The sequence below is a fragment of the Streptomyces sp. SP18CS02 genome, from assembly GCF_036322365.1.
Classification (GTDB): domain Bacteria; phylum Actinomycetota; class Actinomycetes; order Streptomycetales; family Streptomycetaceae; genus Streptomyces.
The window spans coordinates 98179-124011 of record NZ_JAQYXC010000303.1 but is presented as its reverse complement, the minus strand read 5'-3'; the positions used below and the strand labels follow the sequence as shown (position 1 = coordinate 124011).

The 25833-nt window shown below is 71.8% G+C and carries 28 protein-coding genes; 26 read left to right on the top strand and 2 right to left on the bottom strand.

Features of this window, described 5'->3' with window-relative positions; translation table 11 throughout:
- Positions 1–92 precede the first annotated feature (92 nt).
- Positions 93–962, bottom strand: coding sequence for a methyltransferase domain-containing protein (locus PUR26_RS31525; protein WP_329877762.1), 870 nt, complete (start codon positions 960–962; stop codon positions 93–95).
- A 656-nt stretch (positions 963–1618) separates the two neighbouring features.
- Between PUR26_RS31525 and PUR26_RS31520 the strand changes: the two genes are divergently transcribed.
- The 17 genes from PUR26_RS31520 (at position 1619) to PUR26_RS31440 (ending at position 14914) form a co-directional block, all read left to right on the top strand.
- The gene (locus PUR26_RS31520) at positions 1619–2212 is read left to right on the top strand and encodes a hypothetical protein (RefSeq protein WP_329877760.1); all 594 of its coding nucleotides are present in this window, start codon (positions 1619–1621) and stop codon (positions 2210–2212) included.
- Between the two features lie 156 nt (positions 2213–2368).
- Positions 2369–2815, top strand: a complete 447-nt coding sequence (gene rpsP / locus PUR26_RS31515) for a 30S ribosomal protein S16 (RefSeq protein ID WP_329877758.1) — start codon at positions 2369–2371, stop codon at positions 2813–2815.
- A 2-nt stretch (positions 2816–2817) separates the two neighbouring features.
- On the top strand, positions 2818–3057 hold the full coding sequence (locus PUR26_RS31510; protein ID WP_329877756.1) for an RNA-binding protein: 240 nt from the start codon (positions 2818–2820) through the stop codon (positions 3055–3057).
- Positions 3058–3252: 195 nt separating this feature from the next.
- The gene (rimM, locus tag PUR26_RS31505; protein WP_329877754.1) at positions 3253–3855 is read left to right on the top strand and encodes a ribosome maturation factor RimM; all 603 of its coding nucleotides are present in this window, start codon (positions 3253–3255) and stop codon (positions 3853–3855) included.
- Positions 3855–4676 carry a tRNA (guanosine(37)-N1)-methyltransferase TrmD gene (gene trmD / locus PUR26_RS31500; protein WP_329877752.1) on the top strand — a complete coding sequence of 274 codons (822 nt, stop codon included), beginning with the start codon at positions 3855–3857 and terminating at the stop codon, positions 4674–4676. The genes rimM and trmD overlap by 1 nt, the downstream gene beginning before the upstream one ends.
- A 130-nt stretch (positions 4677–4806) precedes the next feature.
- Positions 4807–5157 carry a 50S ribosomal protein L19 gene (rplS, locus tag PUR26_RS31495; protein WP_329877750.1) on the top strand — a complete coding sequence of 117 codons (351 nt, stop codon included), beginning with the start codon at positions 4807–4809 and terminating at the stop codon, positions 5155–5157.
- 69 nt (positions 5158–5226) lie between these two features.
- Positions 5227–5979 carry a signal peptidase I gene (gene lepB, locus PUR26_RS31490; RefSeq protein ID WP_329877748.1) on the top strand — a complete coding sequence of 251 codons (753 nt, stop codon included), beginning with the start codon at positions 5227–5229 and terminating at the stop codon, positions 5977–5979.
- A complete protein-coding gene (lepB, locus tag PUR26_RS31485; protein WP_329877746.1) occupies positions 5972–7063 on the top strand; it encodes a signal peptidase I in 1092 nt (363 codons plus the stop codon). Before lepB (PUR26_RS31490) ends, lepB (PUR26_RS31485) begins: the two co-directional genes overlap by 8 nt.
- The gene (gene lepB, locus PUR26_RS31480) at positions 6948–7850 is read left to right on the top strand and encodes a signal peptidase I (protein ID WP_329878559.1); all 903 of its coding nucleotides are present in this window, start codon (positions 6948–6950) and stop codon (positions 7848–7850) included. The genes lepB (PUR26_RS31485) and lepB (PUR26_RS31480) overlap by 116 nt, the downstream gene beginning before the upstream one ends.
- Positions 7851–8039: 189 nt before the next feature.
- Positions 8040–8777 (top strand): signal peptidase I, encoded by a 738-nt coding sequence (gene lepB, locus PUR26_RS31475; RefSeq protein ID WP_329877744.1) that lies wholly within the window; start codon positions 8040–8042, stop codon positions 8775–8777.
- On the top strand, positions 8770–9249 hold the full coding sequence (locus tag PUR26_RS31470; protein ID WP_329877742.1) for an NUDIX hydrolase: 480 nt from the start codon (positions 8770–8772) through the stop codon (positions 9247–9249). The genes lepB (PUR26_RS31475) and PUR26_RS31470 overlap by 8 nt, the downstream gene beginning before the upstream one ends.
- Before the next feature lie 64 nt (positions 9250–9313).
- Complete coding sequence (locus PUR26_RS31465) at positions 9314–9622, top strand: DUF2469 domain-containing protein (RefSeq protein WP_005311352.1); 309 nt, start codon at positions 9314–9316, stop codon at positions 9620–9622.
- 296 nt (positions 9623–9918) lie between these two features.
- Positions 9919–10278, top strand: coding sequence for a YraN family protein (locus PUR26_RS31460; RefSeq protein WP_329877740.1), 360 nt, complete (start codon positions 9919–9921; stop codon positions 10276–10278).
- Positions 10278–11891 carry a YifB family Mg chelatase-like AAA ATPase gene (locus PUR26_RS31455; protein WP_329877738.1) on the top strand — a complete coding sequence of 538 codons (1614 nt, stop codon included), beginning with the start codon at positions 10278–10280 and terminating at the stop codon, positions 11889–11891. Before PUR26_RS31460 ends, PUR26_RS31455 begins: the two co-directional genes overlap by 1 nt.
- A 156-nt stretch (positions 11892–12047) precedes the next feature.
- Positions 12048–13223 carry a DNA-processing protein DprA gene (gene dprA, locus PUR26_RS31450; protein ID WP_329877736.1) on the top strand — a complete coding sequence of 392 codons (1176 nt, stop codon included), beginning with the start codon at positions 12048–12050 and terminating at the stop codon, positions 13221–13223.
- A gap of 240 nt (positions 13224–13463) precedes the next feature.
- Positions 13464–14300: an RNA polymerase sigma factor WhiG gene (gene whiG / locus PUR26_RS31445; protein ID WP_329877734.1), complete on the top strand. Its 837-nt coding sequence runs from the start codon at positions 13464–13466 to the stop codon at positions 14298–14300.
- A gap of 53 nt (positions 14301–14353) precedes the next feature.
- Positions 14354–14914, top strand: coding sequence for a TetR/AcrR family transcriptional regulator (locus PUR26_RS31440; protein ID WP_329878557.1), 561 nt, complete (start codon positions 14354–14356; stop codon positions 14912–14914).
- Positions 14915–15023: 109 nt separating this feature from the next.
- Here the strand turns inward: PUR26_RS31440 and PUR26_RS31435 are convergent, their stop codons facing one another.
- A complete protein-coding gene (locus PUR26_RS31435; RefSeq protein WP_329877732.1) occupies positions 15024–15599 on the bottom strand; it encodes a murein hydrolase activator EnvC family protein in 576 nt (191 codons plus the stop codon).
- 253 nt (positions 15600–15852) lie between these two features.
- On the opposite strand from PUR26_RS31435, the gene rpsB reads away from it, so the two are divergent.
- The 9 genes from rpsB to PUR26_RS31390 all read left to right on the top strand — a co-directional run bounded on the left by rpsB (position 15853) and on the right by PUR26_RS31390 (position 25782).
- Positions 15853–16761, top strand: a complete 909-nt coding sequence (gene rpsB / locus PUR26_RS31430; RefSeq protein ID WP_329877730.1) for a 30S ribosomal protein S2 — start codon at positions 15853–15855, stop codon at positions 16759–16761.
- Positions 16762–16875: 114 nt separating this feature from the next.
- Positions 16876–17712: a translation elongation factor Ts gene (gene tsf, locus PUR26_RS31425; RefSeq protein ID WP_329877728.1), complete on the top strand. Its 837-nt coding sequence runs from the start codon at positions 16876–16878 to the stop codon at positions 17710–17712.
- Between the two features lie 160 nt (positions 17713–17872).
- Positions 17873–18637: a UMP kinase gene (pyrH, locus tag PUR26_RS31420; protein ID WP_329877726.1), complete on the top strand. Its 765-nt coding sequence runs from the start codon at positions 17873–17875 to the stop codon at positions 18635–18637.
- Between the two features lie 134 nt (positions 18638–18771).
- Entirely contained in the window at positions 18772–19329 is a 558-nt protein-coding gene (frr, locus tag PUR26_RS31415) for a ribosome recycling factor (RefSeq protein ID WP_329877725.1), read from the top strand.
- A complete protein-coding gene (locus tag PUR26_RS31410) occupies positions 19329–20495 on the top strand; it encodes a phosphatidate cytidylyltransferase (protein ID WP_329877724.1) in 1167 nt (388 codons plus the stop codon). The genes frr and PUR26_RS31410 overlap by 1 nt, the downstream gene beginning before the upstream one ends.
- A 168-nt stretch (positions 20496–20663) precedes the next feature.
- Positions 20664–21773 (top strand): 23S rRNA (adenine(2503)-C(2))-methyltransferase RlmN, encoded by a 1110-nt coding sequence (gene rlmN, locus PUR26_RS31405; protein WP_329877723.1) that lies wholly within the window; start codon positions 20664–20666, stop codon positions 21771–21773.
- A gap of 221 nt (positions 21774–21994) precedes the next feature.
- Complete coding sequence (locus PUR26_RS31400; RefSeq protein ID WP_329877722.1) at positions 21995–23089, top strand: thiamine ABC transporter substrate-binding protein; 1095 nt, start codon at positions 21995–21997, stop codon at positions 23087–23089.
- Positions 23090–23151: 62 nt separating this feature from the next.
- Entirely contained in the window at positions 23152–24765 is a 1614-nt protein-coding gene (locus PUR26_RS31395) for an ABC transporter permease (RefSeq protein WP_329878556.1), read from the top strand.
- The gene (locus PUR26_RS31390) at positions 24766–25782 is read left to right on the top strand and encodes an ABC transporter ATP-binding protein (RefSeq protein ID WP_329877721.1); all 1017 of its coding nucleotides are present in this window, start codon (positions 24766–24768) and stop codon (positions 25780–25782) included.
- The last annotated feature ends 51 nt before the right edge of the window (positions 25783–25833 follow it).

The window sequence follows — 25833 nt, the reverse complement described above, 5'->3', positions numbered from 1 at the left end:
TGGGCGCCCCTCGCGCGTTCGTGACCCGTCAGTGTCCGCGCGCACCCGCTGTCCGCCGCCGCGGCCTCGCACGGGGCCGTCGGCGCCGTGCGTCAGCCGGTCCGCGCGACCAGGTAACGGAAGACGTTCGGCATCCAGACCGTGCCGTCGGAGAGCACATGCGGGTGGAGCGCCTCCGTCATCTCCTTCTCCACCGTCGCCTGGTCCGAGGCTTCCACCGCGGCGTCGAACAGTCCCGTCGACAGCAGGCCGCGCAGGGCGCTCGTCATGTCCGCGTAGCCGAACGGGCACGCCACCCGCCCGGAGCCGTCCGGCTTCAGCCCGGCCCGCGCGGCGACCTCCTCCAGGTCGTCCCGCAGCGCGGGGCGCCAGCCGGCCGTCGTCCGCAGCCGCTCGGTGAGCCGGCCGGCCACCCTCAGCACCGCCGAGGTGGCACACCGCTCCGGCGGGCCCCAGCCCGCCAGCACCACCGCGCTGCCGCGCTCCGCCAGCCCCACCGCCGACGCGAGGGCCGGAGCCAGGCCGTCCGAATCGCCCGGGGCGCAGCCGATCGGCTGGAAGGCGGTGATGAGGTTGTACGCCGGACGCGTGGGATCCGCGGCTTCGGCGGCCTCCGCGGGCCCGCCGTACAGCAGCTTCGTGGTGCCGCACCGGGAGGCGCCGTGGGCTCCGGGGACCGGCAGCAGCCGTTCCCTGGCGAGCTCCACGCGCGCGCGGTCCGTGTCGACACCGGTGACCTGTGCGCCCCGTGCCGCGGCCATCAACAGCGCGAGTCCCGAACCGCAGCCGAGACCGAGCAGCCGGGTCCCCGTGCCGACCTCCAGGTGCGCGTACACCGCTTCGTACAGCGGTACCAGCATCCGTTCCTGGATCTCCGCCCAGTCGCGGGCACGCCCGGGCGCGTCCGTCGCCGGAGGCACCGAGGCCGGGTGGGGGTGGTGCTGGACGAGCATAGGTGTCATCGAAAGCGCCCCAATCCGCCGAGAGGTCATCTGTGCGTCTCTGCCCTGGTTGACAGCCCCCGTGTACATGCGCTCGCACTCCCCGTCATCAGGGAACTCCGCATCCGCCCCCAAGTCCAGGGGTCGGGCGGCAATGCTTGCGTGCCCCGGTCGTGCGCCCCTGAGCCCGGCGCGGACCACCTCCCATAGTGGAGCCGGCGCACGGATCGCGCCACGCAGGACGGGATCGCAGGTGGGCGCCGCCGCGAGGGCGTACCGTGCCAGGGTGACGGCACGGCACGGGCCGGTGCGCGGCGGCGCGTGATGCGGGAGTACTGTCGCAGCGGCACCGTTCCGACGCCGCCGGGCCCGCCGCGGTCCGCGCCCGCGCGCGTCCCCCTCCCCCCGGAGCCCCGCGGCCCCGGAGCCCCGGACCCGAGGGATGGGGCGGCACGTGGGACGCCCCGGCAAGCGCCGAACGCCCGGCGCCAGAGGCCCGTCTACGCGCCGGGGCGTACGCGCCGCTACGTACCACCTTGGTGCGAGCTGTGAGGCTTCTCCGCAGATCAGCGCAGTGGCCCTCGTCAGGACGCATCAATGGCAACTGACGGGTACGTGCAAAATATTTGGGATGCCCCGGAATGGAACCCGGGGACACCCCGGCTCGTTGTCACGACGTGAGCACGACACCACCTGTTCTCGCCGCAGAGCTGGCACAGGCGTGGGCCGATATTCAGCGGCACCACCCCGAGCTGCCCGATCTTGCCGCGCCAGAGTCCCTGATCGGAGAGTCGTCGTCCGCCTGCGGCGCCGAGCTCTCCTTCGAGCGACTGCTCCACGAGGCAGTCCACGGCATCGCCGCCGCGAGAGGAGTCCGCGACACCTCACGCGCCGGCCGCTACCACAACCGACGATTCCTGGCGATCGCCGAGGAGATGGGCCTGGACCACTCCGAGGAGCCGCATCCCAGCAGTGGCTTCTCCCTGGTCACCCTCAACCCTGAGGCGAGGCGCCGGTACCGCCCGACCATCGAGCGGCTTCAGCGCGCCCTCAAGGCGCACACGGTCGCCACGGCGGCGGACACCAAGCGATCCTTCCGCGGACCGGCGGCCCGGCACGGGTCGTCGGGCGGCGGAGTACGGGTCAAGGCCGTGTGCGACTGCGGTCGCAACGTACGGGTCGTTCCCTCGGTCCTCGCGCAGGCACCCATCGTCTGCGGCGGCTGCGGGAAACCCTTCCGGATCCCGGAGGCAGTGGGCGCGGCCAGCTGATCCGCAGTGGTGTGGCACAATGGCTAGCTGTACTCGACAGTCGCACAGGACCCCTCTCTCCTCCGGCTGACGCGTCCATCGGGCATCTCGGGTACCGCAACCCCACGTGGCATCTCGTTGTGCCCAACCACGTCAAGACCAGGAGACACCACAGCTGTGGCAGTCAAGATCAAGCTGAAGCGTCTGGGCAAGATCCGTTCGCCTCACTACCGCATCGTCGTCGCCGACTCCCGTACCCGCCGTGACGGCCGGGCCATCGAGGAGATCGGTCTGTACCACCCGGTGCAGAACCCGTCGCGCATCGAGGTCAACTCGGAGCGCGCGCAGTACTGGCTGTCCGTCGGCGCCCAGCCGACCGAGCCGGTCCTCGCCATCCTGAAGCTCACCGGTGACTGGCAGAAGCACAAGGGCCTGCCGGCCCCGGCGCCGCTGCTGGCCCCGGCGACCAAGGAGGACAAGCGCGCCTCGTTCGACGCCTTCGCCAAGGCGATCGAGGGAGACGACGCGAAGGGTGAGGCCATCACCCCGAAGGCGAAGAAGGCCGACAAGAAGGCGGACGAGGCTGCTGACGCGGCTGCGTCCACCGAGTCGACCGAGGCCTGAGCATGCTCGAGGAGGCTCTCGAGCACCTCGTGAAGGGCATCGTCGAAAACCCCGACGAAGTGCAGGTCGCCTCGCGCAACCTGCGCCGTGGGCGCGTACTGGAGGTCCGGGTCCACCCCGATGACCTCGGCAAGGTGATCGGCCGCAACGGCCGCACCGCACGCGCTCTGCGTACCGTCGTGGGCGCCATCGGCGGCCGTGGTATCCGCGTCGACCTCGTCGACGTGGACCAGGTCCGCTGATCGAAGTTGAACACCGGCACGGGCCGGGGAGGGCTGCGGCCCGCCCCGGCCCGTCGTCGTTCCGTCGGCCCCCCGTCCCGGCGGTCGCGCGGCTCGCGCCGGTCGCCGGCCCCGGGTCGCGCGGGCCGCTCCGGTCCGGCGCGTGGTCGTTTCCGCAAGTCGTGTCTTGAACCGTCCCCGTATGGAGAGTGAGCAGTGCAGCTGGTAGTAGCGCGGATCGGCCGCGCCCATGGCATCAAGGGCGAGGTCACCGTCGAGGTGCGTACGGACGAGCCGGAGCTGCGGCTCGGGCCCGGCGCCGTACTGGCCACGGACCCGGCCTCCGCCGGACCGCTGACCATCGAGACCGGCCGGGTGCACAGCGGCCGGCTGCTGCTGCGGTTCGAGGGCGTGAGCGACCGCAACGCCGCCGAAGCGCTGCGCAACACCCTCCTGATCGCCGAGGTCGACCCGGACGAGCGGCCCGAGGAGCCCGACGAGTACTACGACCACCAGTTGATGGATCTGGACGTGGTCCTCGCCGACGGCACCGGGATCGGACGGATCACCGAGATCTCGCACCTGCCGTCGCAGGACCTGTTCGTGGTGGAGCGGCCCGACGGCAGCGAGGTCCTGATCCCCTTCGTCGAGGAGATCGTCACCGAGATCGACCTGGCGGAGCAGCGGGCCGTCATCGCCCCGCCGCCGGGGCTCATCGACGACCGCGCCGAGATCGCCTCGTCGAGGGAGCCGGAGGCTCCGGACGGGCCGGAGCCGGACCGGGCCGAGGGCGCCGGGGCCCCGGGGGACGAGCGCTGATGCGGCTCGACGTCGTCACGATCTTCCCCGAGTACCTGGAACCGCTCAACGTCTCGCTCGTCGGCAAGGCCCGCGCGCGCGGCGTGCTCGACGTACACGTGCGCGACCTCCGGCAGTGGACGTACGACCGGCACAACACGGTCGACGACACCCCCTACGGCGGCGGCCCCGGAATGGTCATGAAGACCGAGCCCTGGGGCGACGCCCTGGACGACACGCTCGCCGCCGGCTACGAGGCGGGCGCCCACGGCCCGGTCATGGTGGTGCCGACCCCCAGCGGACGCCCCTTCACCCAGCAGCTCGCCGTCGAACTGTCCGAGCGCCCCTGGCTCGTCTTCACACCCGCCCGCTACGAGGGCATCGACCGCCGTGTCATCGACGAGTACGCCACCCGCATGCCGGTGTACGAGGTGTCGATCGGCGACTACGTGCTGGCCGGCGGCGAGGCCGCCGTACTGGTCATCACCGAAGCCGTCGCCCGGCTGCTCCCCGGAGTGCTGGGCAACGCCGAGTCCCACCGGGACGACTCCTTCGCGCCGGGCGCCATGGCGAACCTGCTGGAGGGCCCCGTCTACACCAAACCGCCCGAGTGGCGCGGGCGCGGCATCCCCGACGTCCTGCTCAGCGGGCACCACGGGAAGATCGCCCGGTGGCGGCGGGACGAGGCGTTCCGCCGGACCGCGCTCAACCGGCCGGACCTGATCGAGCGCTGCGACCCCTCGGCGTTCGACAAGAAGGACCGCGAGACCCTCTCCATCCTGGGCTGGGCGCCCGAGCCCGGTGGCCGATTTTGGTGCAGGCCCGGAGCCGTGGAAGAATAGGCCGCTGCTGTACGTCCGGCGCGCGCCCCTGCCACAGGGGGACACGACGCTCGTCCGACGCGATCAGCACCCTCCATCTCCTCACGAGTTCCGTCGATGACCTGTGGCATCGGCGAGGAAGCAGACAGAAATGGCTCACCTGCTCGACACCGTCGACGCCGCGTCGCTGCGCACCGACCTCCCGGCGTTCCGCGCCGGTGACACCGTGAACGTCCACGTTCGCGTCATCGAGGGCAACCGCTCCCGTATCCAGCAGTTCAAGGGTGTCGTCATCCGCCGTCAGGGCTCGGGCGTCCGCGAGACCTTCACGGTCCGCAAGGTCTCCTTCTCCGTCGGCGTCGAGCGCACCTTCCCGGTGCACAGCCCGATCTTCGAGAAGATCGAGCTCGTGACCCGCGGTGACGTCCGTCGCGCCAAGCTCTACTACCTGCGCGAGCTGCGCGGCAAGGCTGCCAAGATCAAGGAGAAGCGCGACAACTGAGCCTCGGCTCCCGTTCGCGCCTCGGCTTCGGACGGCGTCCACAGGGCGGCCGGATAACATCTGGCCCCGATGGACACCGAAGCACAGCACACAGAGCGCGACCACTCCTCCGGCACGGAGGAGCGGTCGCGCTCCGTGCTTTCCGGGCACTCCTCCTGGCGCAGACCCGGACTGATCGGCCTCGTCTGCGCCGCCTTCCTGCTGCTCCTCAGCCACTTCGTGGTGCAGCCCTTCCAGATTCCCAGTGGCTCGATGGAACCCACGCTGCGCATCGGGGACCGGGTGCTGGTGAACAAGTTGGCGTACCGTTTCGGTTCCGAGCCGCGGCGAGGGGACGTGGTCGTCTTCGACGGCACCGGCTCCTTCCTCCAGGAGCCTCCGGAGCGGAACCCGGTCACCGCGCTGCTGCACGGGGCGGCCGCGGCGCTCGGCCTGGCCGAGCCCGCCGACACCGACTTCGTGAAGCGCGTCGTGGGCGTGGGCGGCGACCGAGTGACCTGCTGCGACGAGGGAGGAAGGGTCGAGGTGAACGGCGTACCCGTGGACGAGGGCTATCTGTATCCCGGCGACGCGCCGTCGCGCGTGCCCTTCGACATCGTCGTCCCGCCGGGCACCCTATGGGTCATGGGCGACCACCGCAGCCATTCGCGCGACTCCCGCGACCACCTCGGGGAGCCGGGCGGCGGCATGGTTCCGGTGGACCGGGTGATCGGGAGGGCCGACTGGATCGGCTGGCCCTTCGGCCGCTGGTCCACCGTCGAGCCGCCCGCCGCTTTCCATGACGTACCGGATACGCCGGCGTCGGGCGCGGCCCATGGGTAACCGCGGAAGGGTCTCCAGCCACCGGGCCGACACCCGGCTGCCCACCGGCTCGCGCCCGACGGACGGTGGACGGGCGCTGCCCGGACGGGCGGAGCGGCGCAAGCTCGCCCGCAAGGTCAAGCGGCGCAGACAGCGGTCGGCCGTGAAGGAGATACCCCTCCTGATCACGGTGGCGCTGATGATCGCCCTCGTGCTCAAGACGTTCCTGGTCCAGGCCTTCGTCATCCCCTCGGGTTCGATGGAACAGACCATCCGGATCGACGACCGGGTGCTGGTGGACAAGCTCACCCCCTGGTTCGGCTCGAAGCCGCAGCGCGGCGACGTCGTCGTCTTCAAGGACCCGGGCGGCTGGCTCCAGCAGGAGCAGACGCCGAAGAAGGACGACCCGGTGGGCGTCAAACAGGTCAAGCAGGCCCTGACCTTCATCGGGCTCCTGCCGTCCGACGACGAACAGGACCTGATCAAGCGGGTCATCGCGGTCGGCGGGGACACGGTCAGGTGCTGCGGCGAGGACGGCCGCGTGACCGTCAACGGCGTGCCCCTCGACGAGCCCTATGTGAACCCCGGCAACGCCCCCTCCACCATCAAGTTCGAGGTCAAGGTGGAGCCCGGCCGCATCTTCGTGATGGGGGACCACCGGTCGAACTCCGCGGACTCCCGCTTCCACCTCGACGAGAAGTACCAGGGGACGGTGTCGGAGGAGGAGGTCGTCGGGAGCGCGGTCGTCATCGCCTGGCCGTTCGACCACTGGAGAGGGCTGGAGGAACCGGGGACCTTCGCCTCGGTCCCGGACTCGCGGGCGGGGACCGCGCCCGCGCTCGGTGCGTCGCATAGTGTGTCCTCTCGGAATCCCGACGGATTGATCCGGCTCCCGAGCCCTGCGGAACTCCCGCTCGTTATGGGAGTGATGGGCCTTCCCCTGCTGTGGGGCGGGCGGTTGCATGGAGTAAGGAGTGGATGTGGGGGATTTGGCGGTCGGCGCACGATCCGGACACGAGGAGCCGGAGAAGAGGCCCGAGCAGATCGCCGAGCCTTCCGCTGGTTCCGCAGGGGAGCCCCCCGCAGCCGTGACCGGACCAGCTGAGGGCGAGACGGTGGACGACGAAGAGGCCCAGGAGCCCGGGAACCAGCGTTCCTTCTGGAAGGAACTGCCGCTGCTGGTCGGTATCGCCCTGGTGCTGGCGCTGCTGATCAAGACCTTCCTGGTGCAGGCGTTCTCGATTCCCTCGGACTCGATGATGAACACGCTCCAGCGCGGCGACCGGGTCCTGGTGGACAAACTGACCCCGTGGTTCGGCGCGGAGCCGGAGCGCGGCGAGGTCGTCGTCTTCCACGACCCGGGCGGCTGGCTGGAGGGCGAGCCGACGCCGGAGACCAACCTGGTGCAGGACTTCCTCAGCTTCATCGGGCTGATGCCGTCCTCCGAGGAGAAGGACCTGATCAAGCGGGTCATCGCGGTCGGCGGCGACACGGTGAGCTGCAAGAAGGGCGGCAAGGTCGTCCTCAACGGCAAGCCGCTGGACGAGACCTCGTACATCTACCCCGGCTCCACGCCCTGCGACGACGAGCCGTTCGGGCCCATCAAGGTGCCCGAGGGCAGCATCTGGGTGATGGGTGACAACCGGCAGAACTCGCTGGACTCCCGCTACCACCAGGAGCTCCCCGGCAACGGAACGGTCGAGGTCGGCCAGGTGGTCGGTCGTGCCGTCGTGGTGGCCTGGCCCGTGAACCGCTGGGCCACGCTGCCCGTGCCGGAGACCTTCGACCAGCCCGGCCTGAACGCCGCCGCGGCCGTGGCGCCGGGCGCGCTGGGCCTCGCGGGCGCGCTGCCGCTGGTCCTCTGGCGCAGGAAGAGCCTGGCCGGCCGCTGACGCGCGGCCGCCCGGGGGCCGGCTCCGTCCCTTCCCCGCGGGGAAGGGCGCTCCCGCTCTCCCGGCGCGTTCACGCCGCTGGGCGTACCGCGGGCAGGGGGTCCCGGGTAGGGTCCGTCCCGGATCGTCGATCGTCGGCGTATCGCGGTCGGGGATCTGTCGCGATCTCGCCGAGTGGGGAGCGCTGACATGAGCGGAACCGTACGTACCGACGACGGCCGCGGCCGGCTCGGCAGCATGCTGTCGGGCCTGGCCGTGGCCGTCGGCTGTGTGCTCTTCCTGGGCGGGTTCGTCTGGGGAGCGGTGCAGTACCAGCCGTACACCGTGCCGACCGGCTCGATGACACCCACGGTGAACGCCGGCGACCGGGTGCTGGCGCAGCGGATCGACGGCTCCCAGGTGCGACGCGGTGACGTCGTCGTCTTCGAGGACAAGGTCTGGAGCGATCTGCCGATGGTCAAGCGGGTCGTCGGTGTCGGGGGCGACAAGGTCGTCTGCTGCGACACCGGAGGCCGGCTCACGATCAACGGCGAGCCCGTTGAGGAACCGTATCTGCGCACCGGGGGCCCCGCCTCGCCGACGACGTTCTCGGCGGACGTTCCCGACGGGCAGCTCTTCCTGCTCGGGGACGAGCGGATGGGATCGCTCGACTCCCGTGAGCACCTCCAGGACGCCGGGCAGGGTTCCGTGCCGCGCGATGCCGTGACCGCGCGGGTGGACGCCGTGGCGTGGCCGCTGGGGAGCCTGGTCGACCGGCCCGCGAGCTTCGCCGCGCTGCCCGGCGGAGTGTCGAGCCCCGGCCCGGTCGGGCTGATGGCGGGGGCGGTGGTGACCGGGGCGGTACTGATCTTCGGGGGCGCCGCCTACGGACCGCTGGCCCGGCGCCTGTCGCGCGCTCCCGCACGGACGGCCGCCGTCCGTGGCTGAGGAAGTGCGCAGGGTCGCCCGGGTGATCCTGCTCGACCCGGACGACCGGATCCTCCTCCTGCACGGGTACGAGCCGGACGACCCCGACGTCACCTGGTGGTTCACCCCCGGTGGGGGAGTGGAGGGCCAGGAGACGCGTGAGGAGGCCGCGCTGCGCGAGCTGGCCGAGGAGACCGGCCTCACGGACGTCGAGCTCGGGCCGCTGCTGTGGCAGCGGCGGTGTTCCTTCCTGTTCGCCGGACGGCGCTGGGACCAGGAGGAGTGGTACTACCTGGCACGCACGGCACGGACGGACGTGGCCCTGGGCGAGCTGACGGAGCTGGAGCGCCGCAGCGTCGCGGGGCTGAGGTGGTGGACTTCCGCCGAACTGTCGGCGGCGCGTGAGACGGTGTATCCGACACGACTCGCCGAGCTGCTGCGTACGCTGCTCGACGAGGGCCCTCCGCGTACGCCGCTGGTCCTGGCCCCCTGAATCGTCCGGGGGCCCGGCAGGCTGGCGCACAATGGGGGGACGCACGGCTGAAGGGGAACATGCCATGAGCGCCGAGGACCTCGAGAAGTACGAGACCGAGATGGAGCTGAAGCTCTACCGGGAGTACCGCGACGTCGTCGGCCTGTTCAAATACGTGATCGAGACCGAGCGACGCTTCTATCTCACCAACGACTACGAGATGCAGGTGCACTCGGTCCAGGGCGAGGTCTTCTTCGAAGTGTCGATGGCGGACGCCTGGGTCTGGGACATGTACCGGCCGGCGAGGTTCGTCAAGCAGGTGAGGGTGCTCACGTTCAAGGACGTGAACATCGAGGAGCTCAACAAGAGCGACCTGGAACTGCCCGGGAGCTGAGGCGGCGGAGCGCCTGCCGAAGCGGTCGCCGGCGGGGCCGGATGCGGCCAGGGCCGGGCCGTGACCGGCGGCCCGGCGGCGGCGGCTCGGCGGACCGGCGGACCGGCCGCGTCCCGCGCCGCAGGGCCGGGCGGGCGGGCGGTGTCCCTCAAGGGGGCCGGGCGGGGCGGGCGGTGCCCGGCACACCTCGGGTTCACCGCCACGGGTGGCGGGGTTTTCCACAACCCACGGGTTATCCACCAAGATCCACAGCCTCGGGCCCGAGGCGTCACAGTCGGTGCCGGAGGTGGTGCCGGATGAACGCCACGGGGGCGCTGGGGCGGTACGGCGAGAAGCTGGCGGTACGGCGGCTGGGCGAGGCCGGGATGGCCGTGCTCGCACGGAACTGGCGGTGCGGACGCACCGGTGAGATCGACATCGTCGCCCAGGACGGCGACACGGTGGTGGTCTGCGAGGTCAAGACCCGCAGACCCGGCTTCGAGCACCCGATGGCGGCGGTCACGCCCGCCAAGGCCGACCGGCTGAGACGACTCGCCGCCTGCTGGCTCGACAGACACGGCGGGCTTCCGCCCGGCGGGGTGCGCATCGACCTGGTCGGCGTGCTGGTGCCCCGGCGGGGCGCACCCGTCGTCGAGCACGTGCGGGGGGCGGCCTGATGGGCTTCGCCCGGACGTGTTCGGTGGCACTGGTCGGGGTCGAGGGCGTGGTGGTCGAGGTCCAGGCGGACCTGGAGCCGGGAGTGGCGACGTTCGCGCTGGTAGGGCTGCCCGACAAGAGCCTGTCGGAGAGCCGTGACCGGGTGCGGGCGGCGGTCGTCAACTCGGGCGCCGAATGGCCGCAGAAGAAGCTCACCGTCGGACTCAGCCCGGCATCGGTACCGAAGAGCGGATCGGGTTTCGACCTCGCCGTCGCCGGAGCCGTGCTGGGGGCGGCCGGGCGGATCGACCCGAGGACCATCGCCGACCTGGTGCTCATCGGCGAACTGGGCCTCGACGGCCGTGTCCGCCCGGTGCGTGGCGTGCTGCCGGCCGTGCTCGCGGCCGCCGAGGCGGGCTACCGGCAGGTCGTCGTGCCGGAACAGACGGCGGGGGAGGCGTCCCTGGTGCCGGGCGTCTCGGTACTCGGCGTGCGGACCCTGGGGCAGCTCATCGCCGTACTGGCGGACGAACCCGTGCCGCAGGAGGAACCGGACGAGGAAGGCCGGCCCGACGCCATGCTGGCCGGGCTGCTGGTGCCCGGCGCGGGGGTGGGCCGTGGGCTGGTGGCGGACGCGGGGGGCGCGCACGACCTGGCGGACGTGACCGGGCAGCCGGTCGCGCGGCTCGCCCTGGAGGTCGCGGCGGCCGGGGGCCACCACCTGCTGCTGTCCGGCCCGCCGGGCGCGGGCAAGACCATGCTGGCCGAGCGGCTGCCCGGCGTGCTGCCGCCGCTGGAGGGGAGGGAGTCCCTGGAGGTCACCGCGGTCCACTCGGTGGCGGGCATCCTGCCGCCCGGAGAGCCGCTGGTGCGCAGACCGCCCTACTGCGCACCGCACCACTCGGCGACGATGCAGTCGCTCGTCGGCGGTGGCAACGGGGTGCCACGGCCCGGCGCGGTGTCGCTGGCACACCGGGGCGTCCTCTTCCTCGACGAGGCACCGGAGTTCAGCCCCAAGGCGCTGGACGCCCTCAGACAGCCGCTGGAGTCCGGCCATGTGGTGGTGGCCCGCAGCGCCGGCGTGGTGCGGCTGCCCGCGCGGTTCCTCATGGCGCTGGCGGCCAATCCCTGCCCCTGCGGGCGGCACGGTCTGCGCGGCGCGGGCTGCGAATGCCCGCCCTCGGTGGTCCGCCGCTACCAGGCGCGGCTGTCGGGACCCCTGCTGGACCGGGTCGACCTGCGGGTGACGGTGGAGCCCGTCGGCCGGGTCGATCTGCTGGGCCGGGGCGGCCGCGGCGAACCCACCGCGGCGGTCGCGGCCCGGGTGCGCGAGGCCAGGGCGCGCTCGGCGGTGCGCCTGGCCGAGACCCCCTGGAGCCTCAACAGCGAAGTGCCCGGCCACGAACTGCGCACCCGCTGGCAGGTGGCACCCGGTGCGCTGGGCGCGGCCGGGCGGGACATCGAGCGGGGCCTGCTCACGGCGCGCGGCCTCGACCGCGTGCTGCGGGTCTCCTGGACGCTCGCCGACCTCGCGGGACGTGACCGCCCGGACGCCCGGGACGTACACCTGGCCCTGGAGCTGCGGACGGGGATCGCCCGGGGCGTGCCGCTGGCGGCGGGGGAGGGGCGGTGAACCGGCGGGCCCCGTGGCCGACGGAGACCCGGTGGGCTCCGACGGGCCGGCGGGTCCGTGCCGGTGCCGACCGGGTCCGGGCTGGGCAGCTCGGGGGCGTGCGCGGTGAACGGGTCCAGGGGCATCGGCGGCGGCCGGACGGGCGGAGGGTGCGGCATGGCCGAGGGTGAGGAGGTGACGCGCGAGGAGCGGCTGGCCCGGGCGGCGCTGACCCGGGTCGTCGAGCCGGGTGACGCGCACATCGGACGTCGACTGCGCGAGCTCGGGGCGGTGGAACTGCTCGGGCGGCTGACCTCCGCGCACGCCGGGCGGGAGGCATTGCGGGGCCTCTCCGAGCACCGCGTCGAAAGCCTGAGGAGACGGGCCGCTACGGCCGACCCGGTGAGGGACCTCGCGGCGATCGACGCCGCCGGCGGGCGGTTCGTCGTGCCGGGCGACATCGAGTGGCCCACCCAGCTCGACGACCTGGGGGAGTCCAGACCCCTCGGGCTGTGGGTGCGTGGCCGGGCGGACCTGCGCAGATGGGCCCTGCGCTCCGTCGCCGTGGTCGGCGCTCGGGCCTGCACCCCCTACGGGGCGCACATGGCGGCGACCCTCGGCTCCGGGCTCGCCGAGCGCGGCTGGGTCGTCGTCTCCGGTGCCGCCTTCGGCGTCGACGGCGCGGCCCACCGTGGCGCGCTCGCCGTCGGCGGGGCCACCGTCGCCGTACTCGCCTGCGGGGCCGACGTCGCATATCCGCGCGGGCACGCGGAGTTGCTCAGACGCGTCGGCGAACAGGGCCTGGTGGTCGCCGAGTTGCCGCCCGGCGCGCATCCCGTCCCCAGCCGCTTCATCCTCCGCAACCGGGTGATCGCCGCCCTCACCCGGGGGACGGTCGTCGTCGAAGCCGAGTACCGCAGCGGTTCACTGGTCACCGCCCGCGGCGCCCAGCGGCTCGGCAGGTTCACGATGGGCGTCCCCGGGCCGGCCACGAGCGGCCTGTCCGCCGGCGTCCACGAGTTGCTCCGCGGAGAGGCCGTACTGGTCACGGACGCGGCGGAAGTCGCCGAGCTGGTCGGTGAGATCGGCGACCTGGCGCCCGTCCGGCGTGGCCCCGTCCTGCCACGGGACCTCCTGGACCCGGCCGCGGCCCGGGTGCTCGAAGCGCTGCCCGCCCGCGGGAGGGCCGTCACCGGGCCCGATATCGCGTGTGTCGTCGGCGCCGACGTTGACGAGGTGCTCGGCAGGCTGTACGAACTGCACGCGCTCGGATTCGTCGAACGCCACGGTGGGAACTGGCAGTTGGCACCGGGTGCCGGGCGTCGCCCGAATGCCCGGCGAGGCGGTGCTTGACCTGGAGCATTCGGGTGAAAAGGTGTTGCCGGTGACATTCGAAGCCGCCTCGGTGACACCCGGGGGGCCGGTGCGCACACCATCGGCCCCATTCGAAGATGCGGCCGATGGCACGCCCCCGCGGAGGCATTATCCAGCGGCCTTCGCTCACCGCGACACCCCAGTCACGCTACGCTCACCAGGATTACGCCCCGCTCACCCGGCTCCCTCTCACCACAGCAGAACGGCTCAAGGCGACGCATGCCCCAGCACACCTCCGGTTCCGACCGCGCAGCGGTGCCCCCCGCTGCGCGGGGCACCGTGCGGCCGCCCGCGCCCTCGTCCCTCGACGAGCTGTGGCGGTCGTACAAGGACACGGGCGACGAGCGGCTGCGGGAGCAGTTGATCCTGCACTACTCCCCGCTGGTGAAGTACGTCGCCGGCCGTGTCAGCGTGGGGCTGCCGTCCAATGTGGAGCAGGCCGATTTCGTCTCCTCCGGGGTGTTCGGGCTCATCGACGCCATCGAGAAGTTCGACATCGCCCGGTCGATCAAATTCGAGACGTACGCCATCACCCGGATCCGCGGCGCGATGATCGACGAGCTCCGCGCCCTGGACTGGATCCCCCGGTCCGTGCGGCAGAAGGCGCGGGCGGTGGAGCGGGCGTACGCCACGCTGGAGGCGCAGTTGCGGCGCACGCCCTCGGAGAGCGAGGTCGCCGCCGAGATGGGCATCGCGCTGGAGGAACTGCACGCGGTTTTCAGCCAGTTGTCCCTGGCCAATGTGGTCGCCCTGGAGGAGCTGCTGCACGTCGGCGGTGAGGGCGGCGACCGGCTCAGCCTGATGGACACCCTGGAGGACACCGCCGCCGACGATCCGGTCGAGGTCGCCGAGGACCGGGAGCTGCGGCGGCTCCTGGCCCGTGCCATCAACACCCTGCCCGAGCGGGAGAAGACGGTGGTCACGCTGTACTACTACGAGGGCCTCACCCTCGCGGAGATCGGCAATGTGCTCGGCGTGACGGAGAGCCGGGTCAGCCAGATCCACACCAAATCGGTGTTGCAGCTGAGGGCCAAACTGGCCGATGTAGGACGCTGACGTCGAACGTGCGGCCGTAAAGTGGAGCCGTGCCCAGGATTCGAGCGGCCTCCGTGGCCGAGCACCGGACGATGCAGCGAGGCGCCCTGCTGGACGCCGCGCGTTCCCTGCTGTCCGAGGGCGGTACGGAGGCGCTGACCTTCCCCGCCCTCGCCGAGCGGACGGGCCTCGCCCGGTCCTCCGTGTACGAGTACTTCCGGTCGCGGGCCGCGGTGGTGGAGGAGCTGTGCGCGGTCGACTTCCCCCTGTGGGCGGCGGAGGTGGAAGCGGCCATGGAGCGCGCGGACACCCCCGAGGGGAAGGTCGAGGCCTACGTACGCCAGCAGCTCGAACTGGTCGGTGACCGGCGCCACCGTGCCGTCGTCGCCATCTCCGCGAGCGAGCTGGACGACGGGGCGCGCGAGAAGATCCGCGCGGCGCACGGCGGGCTCGTCGCCATCATCGTCGAGGCGCTCGGCGACCTGGGCCAGGAGGAGCCACGGCTCGCCGCGATGCTGCTCCAGGGCATCGTCGACGCGGCGGTGCGGCGCATCGAGCTCGGTGCCGCGGAGCACCCCGCGGCCATCGCGGACACGGCGGTCGCTATGGCCCTCCGCGGGGTGCGCGGCCTCTGATCCGGTGTCCCGCCCGGCCCGCCGTGCGGTGTCCGAGCTGGTGTCCCGCCCGGCAGGCTGTGCGGTGCGCGAGCCGGTGTCCCGCCCGGCCCGCCTTCGCCGGTCCGGTTCAGCACAGGGGCGTGCCCCTGTGCCCGGCCGCGCCCAGGAGCGTGCCCGTGCCCGCGGCGGTGGCCCCGCGCCCGCCCCCGTCCGCACTCATGGGCAGCAGGCGGGACGGCGGGCGGCGCAGCAGCGGAGGCGGGAGAACGGACAGCGGGTTCAGGTAGGCGTCCGCGCGGCGCAGGCCCCAGTGGAGACAGCCCCGCGCGCAGTGCGACGGGGCGCCCGTCACCTCCGCGACCACCTGTCCGGCCGATACCTCGGTCCCCACCGGTAACAGCGCGCGCACCGGCTCGTACGTGGTGCGCAGAGGCGGGGCGCCCGTGGCCCCCAAGGTGATCGTCATGACGCCACGACCGGCCACCGGCCCCGCGAACGAGATCCGCCCGGCGGCCACCGCGCGCACCCGTGTCCCGGGCGGGGCGGCGAGGTCGACGCCGCGGTGCCCGGGACCGTACGCCGAGGCGGGCGGCTCCCAGCCCCGTACGATCGCGGGACGCGGCGGGCCCACCGGCCAGGCGGCCGGCAGCGGGGCGGTCAGGGCGGTCAGAGCGGTCAGTGTGGTCACAGCGTCGAGGTACATGGTCGGCAATGTGCCCCAGGCGCACGGAGCCGTGCCGATCATGGTCCGGTTCTGTGGACTACCGGGCGGTTGTGGACAGCGCCGTCACCCGCTGCCGCCGGGTTCCCGTACACTTCTTCTGGCGATCCGGGTCACCGGGTCGACTTCGCACGCCCCGCCACCGCCCTCGAAAGCGGTGGACGCGCTCATCGGTCCCTCGTGGCACAGCGCGCCGGGGCGTCAGGACATAACCGAGAACCAAGGAGATACGGCCATGGCCGTCGTCACGATGCGGGAGCTGCTGGAAAGCGGCGTCCACTTCGGTCACCAGACCCGTCGCTGGAACCCGAAGATGAAGCGCTTCATCTTCACCGAGCGCAACGGCATCTACATCATCGACCTGCTCCAGTCGCTGTCGTACATCGACCGCGCCTACGAGTTCGTCAAGGAGACCGTCGCGCACGGCGGCTCCATCATGTTCGTCGGCACCAAGAAGCAGGCCCAGGAGGCCATCGCCGAGCAGGCGACGCGCGTCGGTATGCCGTACGTCAACCAGCGTTGGCTGGGCGGCATGCTCACCAACTTCTCCACCGTCTACAAGCGCCTCCAGCGTCTGAAGGAGCTTGAGGCGATCGACTTCGAGGACGTGGCCGCCTCCGGCCTCACCAAGAAGGAGCTCCTGGTCCTCTCGCGCGAGAAGGCCAAGCTGGAGAAGACCCTCGGTGGTATCCGCGAGATGCAGAAGGTGCCGAGCGCCGTCTGGATCGTCGACACCAAGAAGGAGCACATCGCCGTCGGTGAGGCGCGCAAGCTCCACATCCCGGTCGTCGCGATCCTCGACACCAACTGTGACCCCGACGAGGTCGACTACAAGATCCCGGGCAACGACGACGCGATCCGTTCCGTCACCCTGCTCACCCGCGTGATCGCCGACGCCGTCGCCGAGGGCCTCATCGCCCGTTCCGGCGTCGCCACCGGCGACTCGAAGCCGGGCGAGAAGGCCGCCGGCGAGCCGCTGGCCGAGTGGGAGCGCGACCTGCTCGAGGGCGAGAAGAAGGCGGACTCCGAGGACGCCGCCGAGAAGCCGGCGGAGGCCGCTGCCGAGGCCGTCGCCGAGACCCCGGCCGTCGAGACCCCGGCCGCCGAGGCCGAGGCTCCCGCCGCCGAGGCCGAGCAGGCCTGACCTCACGGTCCTGACCCTCACGGGTCCGGTTGTCGACGGCGGGGGCCCGGGGCCCCCGCCGTCCACCCGTAGATCTTTGTAGATCTTCCAGACTTCGAGAGAGATTCACAGATCATGGCGAACTACACCGCCGCTGACGTCAAGAAGCTCCGCGAGCTCACCGGCGCCGGCATGATGGACTGCAAGAAGGCCCTGGACGAGGCCGACGGCAACGTCGACAAGGCCGTCGAGGCGTTGCGCATCAAGGGCCAGAAGGGCGTCGCCAAGCGCGAGGGCCGTTCCGCCGAGAACGGTGCCGTCGTCTCCCTGATCGCCGACGACAACACCTCCGGTGTCCTCGTCGAGCTGAAGTGCGAGACGGACTTCGTCGCCAAGGGCGACAAGTTCCAGGCCGTCGCCTCCGCGCTCGCCGCGCACGTCGCCGCCACCTCCCCGGCCGACCTGGAGGCGCTGCTCGCCTCCGAGATCGAGCCCGGCAAGACCGTCCAGGCGTACGTCGACGAGGCCAACGCCAACCTCGGCGAGAAGATCGTCCTGGACCGCTTCGCCCAGTACTCCGACGGCTACGTCGCGGCCTACATGCACCGCACCATGCCCGACCTCCCGCCGCAGATCGGTGTCCTCGTCGAGTTCGACAAGGAGAACGCCGAGATCGCCAAGGGTGTCGCGCAGCACATCGCCGCCTTCGCGCCGAAGTACCTCACCCGTGAGGACGTCCCGGCCGAGGTCGTCGAGACCGAGCGCCGCGTCGCCGAGGAGACCACGCGCGCCGAGGGCAAGCCCGAGGCCGCCCTCCCGAAGATCGTCGAGGGTCGTGTCAACGGCTTCTTCAAGGACGCCACGCTCCTTGGCCAGCCGTACGCGCTCGACAACAAGAAGTCCGTCCAGAAGGTCCTGGACGAGGCCGGTGTCACCCTGAAGCGCTTCACGCGCATCAAGGTCGGCATCTGAGCCGGTACGCGATCAACACGGGAGCCCGCTAGGGTTTCCCCAGCAGTCGCCGACCGTTCAGCCGTCGGACGACCGCAGATCTGACGAGGAGGCCATTGCCGCTAGGGACACAAGCACCCACCGGCAATGGCCTTCTTCGTATGTGCACGAGGAGATCCCCATGAATCAGGGCGCCGCACAGGGCGACGACAACAACGGCAAAAAGGCCGGCCGCTTCATGCTGAAGCTGTCCGGCGAGGCGTTCGCGGGCGGCGGCGCCCTCGGCGTCGACCCCGACGTCGTGCACGCCATCGCACGCGAGATCGCCGCGGTCGTACGCGACGGCGCGGAGATCGCCGTCGTGATCGGCGGAGGCAACTTCTTCCGCGGTGCCGAGCTCCAGCAGCGCGGCATGGACCGGGCCCGCTCCGACTACATGGGCATGCTCGGTACGGTCATGAACTGCCTCGCCCTCCAGGACTTCCTGGAGAAGGAGGGCATCGACTCGCGGGTGCAGACCGCCATCACCATGGGCCAGGTCGCGGAGCCGTACATCCCGCTCCGTGCCGTGCGCCACCTGGAGAAGGGGCGCGTCGTGATCTTCGGCGCGGGCATGGGCATGCCGTACTTCTCCACCGACACCACGGCCGCCCAGCGTGCCCTGGAGATCGATGCCGAGGCACTCCTCATGGGTAAGAACGGAGTGGACGGGGTCTACGACTCCGACCCGAAGGCGAACCCGGACGCGGTGAAGTTCGACGCGCTGGAGTACGGCGAGGTCCTCTCGCGCGACCTCAAGGTCGCCGACGCCACCGCCATCACCCTCTGCCGTGACAACAATCTGCCGATCCTCGTCTTCGAACTGCTCGCCGCGGGCAATATCGCCCGCGCGGTCAAGGGTGAGAAGATCGGCACTCTCGTGAGCGACCAGAGCACCCGGGCCTGATCCGCCAAGGCCCCCGGGCGCCCCGCGAGGGGATGGACAAAGCCCTGCCGGTCGGACACCGTGCAGGGGAACGCGACGCACGTTCCGCGGCCCTTCAGCATGCCGGGCCCACTCAAGACACGCAGGAGCAAGTGGTGATCGAAGAGACCCTCCTCGAGGCCGAGGAGAAGATGGAGAAGGCCGTCGTGGTCGCCAAGGAGGACTTCGCCGCGATCCGTACCGGTCGTGCGCACCCGGCCATGTTCAACAAGATCGTGGCCGACTACTACGGTGCTCTCACGCCGATCAACCAGCTGGCGTCGTTCTCCGTACCGGAGCCCCGCATGGCCGTCGTGACCCCGTTCGACAAGAGCGCCCTGCGCAACATCGAGCAGGCGATCCGCGACTCGGACCTCGGTGTCAACCCGGGCAACGACGGCAACATCATCCGGGTGGTGTTCCCCGAGCTCACCGAGGAGCGCCGCCGCGAGTACATCAAGGTCGCCAAGAGCAAGGCCGAGGACTCGAAGATCTCGATCCGCTCGGTGCGCCGCAAGGCCAAGGAGACCATCGACAAGTTCGTCAAGGACGGCGAGGTCGGCGAGGACGAGGGCCGCCGCGCGGAGAAGGAGCTCGACGACACCACCGCGAAGTACGTCACGCAGGTGGACGAGCTGCTCAAGCACAAGGAAGCCGAGTTGCTCGAGGTCTGATGAACGACTCTTCCTGGGGGGCCCCGCCGAGAGGCGGTCACTGGGGTCCGCCCGACCAGGGGCTCGCTCCGGCCGCCCCGGCGGGTCCCGCCTACGAGCGGCATGGCGCACAGCAGACTCGCCCCATGCCGATCGTGCCCGACGTCCCCGCCGGTGGAGACGCCGGTGGAGAGCAGGACGACCGTGACCGGGGGACCGCTCCGCCGAGTGGTCCCCCGTTCCGCGACGAGATGCCGCAGGAGCCCATGCCCAGCCCGCCGTCGGGAGCGACGCCGCCCTCGGAGCCGCCGTCCGGCTCACGAGGGCGCCGCGACCACCCCCAGGAACCCGCACCGTCCGCTCCGCAGAAGAAGAGGGCCGGCCGGGACCTTCGGGCGGCCATAGGCGTCGGGGTGGGCCTCGGCGCGGTGATCATCGCGTCGTTGTTCATCTGGAAGGCCGCCTTCGTCGGTGTCGTGGCGGTCGCCGTCGTGGTCGGGCTGTGGGAGCTGACCTCCCGCCTTCAGGAGCGCCGCTCCATCAAGGCCCCGCTCGTCCCGCTCGCCGTCGGCGGCGCGGCGATGGTCGTGGCCGGCTATGTGCGCGGTGCGGAGGGCGCCTGGGTGGCCATGGCGCTCACGGCGCTCGCCGTCCTGGTCTGGCGGATGACAGAGCCGCCCGAGGGCTACCTCAAGGACGTCACGGCGGGCGTCTTCGCGGCCTTCTACGTGCCGTTCCTCGCGACCTTCGTGGCGATGATGCTCACGGCGCAGGACGGGCCGCAGCGGGTGCTCACCTTCCTGCTGCTGACCGTGGTCAGCGACACCGGCGCCTACGCGATCGGCTGGCGGTTCGGCCGGCACAAGCTCGCACCGCGCATCAGCCCCGGCAAGACCCGCGAGGGGCTGCTCGGCGCGGTGACGTTCGCCATGGCCGCGGGCGCGCTGTGCATGGAGTTCGTCATCGACGGCGGCCAGTGGTGGCAGGGCCTGCTGCTCGGCCTCGCGGTCGCCGCCAGCGCGACGCTGGGCGACCTCGGCGAGTCGATGATCAAGCGTGACCTGGGCATCAAGGACATGGGAACGCTGCTGCCGGGACACGGCGGCATCATGGACCGGCTGGACTCGCTGCTGCCGACGGCACCGGTGGTCTGGCTGCTGCTGGTGCTCTTCGTCGGAAGCGGCTGACCGGAGGCGGTTACCCTGGAAGGGCTCGTCGCATCGGCGGCGGGCCCTTTCGGCCCCGCGACTGCGGGGGTGAACCTGCGTGAGGTCCTCCGGCCGCGGCATCCCATGCCGTCGGCTCCGCGTCGGCGGAGGCGGCCGGGCCTCGTTTCCACTGAGGAGTTTCCGTTCATGGCCCCCGCACCGGGAGAACTCACTTTCGTCGCGCCGCGCGGAGCCAAGAAGCCTCCGCGGCACCTCGCCGACCTCACGCCCGCCGAGCGCAAGGAGGCCGTCGCCGCGATCGGTGAGAAGCCGTTCCGCGCCAAGCAGCTCTCCCAGCACTACTTCGCGCGGTACGCGCACGACCCGGCCCAGTGGACCGACATCCCGGCGGCCTCCCGCGAGAAGCTCGCCGGGGAGCTGCTGCCCGACCTGATGTCGGTCGTACGGCACATCTCCTGCGACGACGACACCACCCGCAAGACGCTGTGGCGCCTGCACGACGGCACGCTCGTCGAGTCGGTGCTGATGCGCTACCCGGACCGCGTGACGATGTGCATCTCGTCGCAGGCCGGCTGCGGCATGAACTGCCCCTTCTGCGCCACCGGCCAGGCCGGTCTCGACCGCAACCTCTCCACCGCCGAGATCGTGCACCAGATCGTCGACGGCATGCGTGCCCTGCGTGACGGCGAGGTGCCCGGGGGGCCGGCCCGGCTCTCCAACATCGTCTTCATGGGCATGGGCGAGCCGCTGGCGAACTACAAGCGGGTCGTCGGCGCCATCCGGCGGCTGACCGACCCGGAGCCCGACGGGCTCGGCCTCTCCCAGCGGGGCATCACCGTCTCGACGGTCGGCCTGGTGCCCGCGATGCTGCGGTTCGCCGACGAGGGATTCAAGTGCCGCCTCGCCGTCTCGCTGCACGCCCCCGACGACGAGCTGCGCGACACCCTCGTCCCGGTCAACACGCGCTGGAAGGTGCGGGAGGTACTGGACGCCGCCTGGGAGTACGCCGAGAAGTCCGGCCGCCGCATCTCCATCGAGTACGCGCTGATCCGTGACATCAACGACCAGGCGTGGCGCGGCGACCTGCTGGGCCGTCTCCTCAAGGGCAAGCGCGTCCACGTCAACCTGATCCCGCTCAACCCGACGCCGGGGTCCCGGTGGACCGCCTCCCGTCCCGAGGACGAGAAGGCGTTCGTGGAGGCGATCGCCGCCCATGGCGTCCCCGTCACGGTGCGTGACACCCGTGGGCAGGAGATCGACGGAGCGTGCGGTCAGCTCGCCGCCTCCGAGCGCTGAGTACCCCGCATGTAGGCTGGGCGCGGAAACATCTTCATATTCCGACAGGGGAGCGCCACAGCGCTGAGAGTGCGGTGTCATCGAACCGCAGACCCTCTGAACCTCGCCCAGGTCATTCTGGGTAGGAAGTTCGGTCGTAACTCGAGCTGTTGCGCCCTGCCCGCCGGGGGACCGGAGGGCAGGGCCGCGTCTCTTCCTGGTCATACCCAGGAGGAATCTCAGTGAGCACCACCAGGAAGATCACGGTCGGCGCGCTCGCCGCCGCGCTGGGCGTCACGACGCTCACCGCCTGCGGTGACGGATCCGACGACGGCTCGGCGTCCGGCGGGACGACGTCCAAGACGGTCACCCTCGTCAGCCACGACTCGTTCAACGCCTCCGACGCCGTGCTCAAGGAGTTCACCCGGCAGACCGGCTACACGGTCAAGGTGCTCAAGAGCGGAGACGCGGGAGAGGCCGTCAACAAGGCCGTCCTGACCAAGGGCGCCCCCCAGGGCGACGTGTTCTTCGGCGTCGACAACACCCTGCTCTCCCGCGCGCTCGACAACGGGCTGTTCGAGCCGTACGAGGCGAAGGGCCTGGACCGGATCCCCGCCGCCGTGCAGCTCGACCGGGAGAAGCACCGCGTGACGCCCGTCGACACCGGCGACGTCTGCGTCAACTACGACAAGAAGTACTTCGCCGACAGGAAGCTGGCGCCGCCGCAGGACTTCGACGACCTCGCCGCTCCCGCGTACAAGGACCTCCTCGTCGTGGAGAACCCGGAGCGTTCCTCGCCCGGGCTGGGGTTCCTGCTCGGTACGGCCGCCCGCTACGGGGACGACGGCTGGCAGGGCTACTGGAAGAAGCTGAAGGCCAACGGCGTCAAGGTCGTCGACAGCTGGGAGCTCGCCTACAACCAGGAGTTCTCCGGCTCGGCCGGCGGCAAGCAGGCCAAGGCCGACCGGCCGCTGGTCGTCTCGTACGCCTCCAGCCCGCCCGTCGAGGTGCTGTACGCCGAGCCGCGGCCGAAGGAGGCGCCGACGGGGGTCGCCACCGGCACCTGCTTCCGGCAGACCGAGTTCGCGGGCCTGCTCACCGGCGCGAAGAACCCGGACGGGGGCAAGGCCCTCATCGACTTCCTGATCGGCAAGAAGTTCCAGGAGGACATGCCGCTCCAGATGTTCGTGAACCCGGTGGCCGGGGACGCGGTGCTGCCGGAGCTGTTCACGCGGCACGGCGTGACGGTCGACAAGCCGCAGACCGTGGCCCCGGACAAGATCGCCAAGAACCGTGACCAGTGGATCCAGACGTGGTCCTCGCTCGTCCTGAAGTAAGGAAGACGTCCGGAGCCGGACGCGCACCCGACCCGAGGGGCAGCGCCCTGCGGGTCGGGCTCATGGCGCTGCCCGTCGCGTTCTTCGCCCTCTTCTTCGCCTACCCCGTCGTCGCGATCGTGGGACGGGGGCTGAGGACCGACGGCGTCTGGCGGCTCGGGCGGCTCGGCCAGGTGCTGGGCCGCCCGGACATCCTCGACGTCCTGTGGTTCACCACCTGGCAGGCGCTCGCCTCGACCGCGCTGACCCTGCTGATCGCACTCCCCGGCGCCTACGTCTTCGCCCGCTTCGACTTCCCCGGCAAGCAGGTGCTGCGCGCGGTGGTGACCGTGCCGTTCGTGCTGCCCACCGTCGTCGTGGGCACCGCGTTCCTGGCGCTGCTGGGGCGCGGCGGCCTGCTCGACGAGCTGTGGGGCGTACGACTCGACACCACGGTGTGGGCGATCCTCCTCGCGCACGTCTTCTTCAACTACGCGGTCGTCGTCCGGACCGTCGGCGGCCTGTGGTCGCAGCTCGACCCGCGCCAGGAGGAGGCGGCACGGGTCCTCGGAGCCTCCCGCTTCGGCGCGTGGCGCCGGGTGACGCTGCCCGCGCTCGCGCCGGCCGTGGCGGCCGCCGCGCTGATGGTGTTCCTCTTCACGTACACCTCCTTCGGCGTCGTGCAGATCCTCGGCGGGCCCGCCTACTCCACCCTGGAGGCGGAGATCTACCGGCAGACCGCGCAGCTGCTCGACCTCCCGACGGCGGCGGTGCTGACCCTGGTGCAGTTCGCGGCGGTCGGCGCGATCCTCGCCGTCCACGCGTGGACGGTACGGCGCAGGGAGACGGCGCTGAGGCTGGTCGATCCGGCCGGCACCGCCCGCCGCCCGGCCGGCGCCGGGCAGCGGTTCCTGCTCGGCGGCGTCCTGACGACCGTGCTGCTGCTGATCCTGCTGCCGATCGGCGTGCTGATCACCCGCTCCTTCCATGGGGCGGACGGCTTCGGCCTCATGTTCTACCGGGCGCTCCAGGACGCCGGCGCGGGCGGCGGCACCTTCCTCGTGCCGCCGCTGGAGGCCATCTGGAACTCGCTCCAGTACGCGCTCGCCGCCACCGCCATCGCCCTGGTCATCGGCGGTCTCGCCGCCGCCGCGCTCACCCGCAGGGCCGGCCGGCTGGTCCGGGGGTTCGACGCGCTGCTGATGCTGCCGCTCGGCGTCTCCGCCGTGACGGTCGGCTTCGGGTTCCTGATCACACTGGACGAGCCGCCGCTGGACCTGCGCTCCTCGTGGATCCTGGTGCCGCTCGCCCAGGCGCTGGTCGGAGTGCCCTTCGTCGTCCGGACGATGCTGCCGGTGCTGCGGGCGGTGGACGCGCGGCTGCGCGAGGCCGCCGCCGTGCTCGGGGCGTCCCCGCTGCGGGCCTGGCGCGAGGTCGATCTGCCGCTGGTGCGACGGGCGGTGCTGGTCGCGGCCGGCTTCGCGTTCGCCGTCTCGCTGGGCGAGTTCGGGGCGACCGTCTTCATCGCCCGCCCCGACGACCCGACGCTCCCGGTGGCCGTGGCGCGGCTCCTCGGACGGCCCGGCGAGCTCAACTACGGCCAGGCCATGGCCCTCTCGACGATTCTGATGGTGGTGTGCGCGGTGGCGTTGCTGCTGCTCGAACGTATCCGTACCGACCGCTCCGGGGAGTTCTAGATGCTCGGCCTGGAAGGCGTGACCGTCCGCTTCGGGGACCGTCCCGCCCTCGACGCGGTGGATCTGACGGTCGCCGACCACGAGATCGTGTGCGTGCTCGGGCCGAGCGGCAGTGGCAAGTCGACACTGCTGCGCGTGGTCGCCGGGCTCCAGCGGACGGACGGCGGACGCGTCCTGCTGGCCGGCGCCGACCAGGCCGGGGTGCCGGTCCACCGGCGCGGGGTGGGCCTGATGTTCCAGGACCACCAGCTGTTCCCGCAGCGGGATGTGGGCGGCAACGTCGCCTTCGGGCTGCGCATGCGCGGCGACTCCCGGCAGCGGCAGGCCGCGCGGGTCGCCGAACTGCTGGACCTCGTCGGCCTGCCGGGCGCCGAGCGCCGCGCGGTCGCCGAGCTGTCCGGCGGCGAGCAGCAGCGGGTGGCCCTCGCCCGGGCCCTGGCCCCCAGCCCCCGGCTGCTGATGCTCGACGAGCCGCTCGGCCAGCTCGACCGGGGGCTGCGGGAGCGGCTCGTGGTCGAACTCCGGCAGCTCTTCGGGCGGCTGGGGACCACGGTGCTCGCCGTCACCCACGACCAGGGCGAGGCGTTCGCCCTCGCCGACCGGGTCGTGGTCATGCGGGACGGCGGGATCGCCCAGACCGGCACCCCGCTGGAGGTCTGGCAGCGCCCCGCCTCCGCGTTCGTCGCCCGCTTCCTCGGTTTCGACAACGTCGTGGCGGCGACGGTGTGCGGGGAGGCCGCCGACACCGTCTGGGGCAAGGTGCCGGTGCCCGCCGAGAGCCCTCAGGGCGCGCGCCAGGTGCTGGTGCGGCCCGCGGGGGTGCGGCTCGGGGACCCGGCCGAGGGGCTGCGCTGCACGGTGGAGGGCCGCACCTTCCGGGGCAACCACGTCGCGGTCCGGCTGCGGCCGGACGACGGGCCGCCGCTGGAGGCGGAGTGCGCCCTGCGCGACGCGCCGGAGACGGGCGCGGTGGCCGGGGTGACGTTCGCCCCGGACGAGGTGGTCGTACTGGCCTGAGGCCGGGGCGCGGGTTCCGGCGCGAGGGCCGCGGGCGTGGGTTCACCGCCC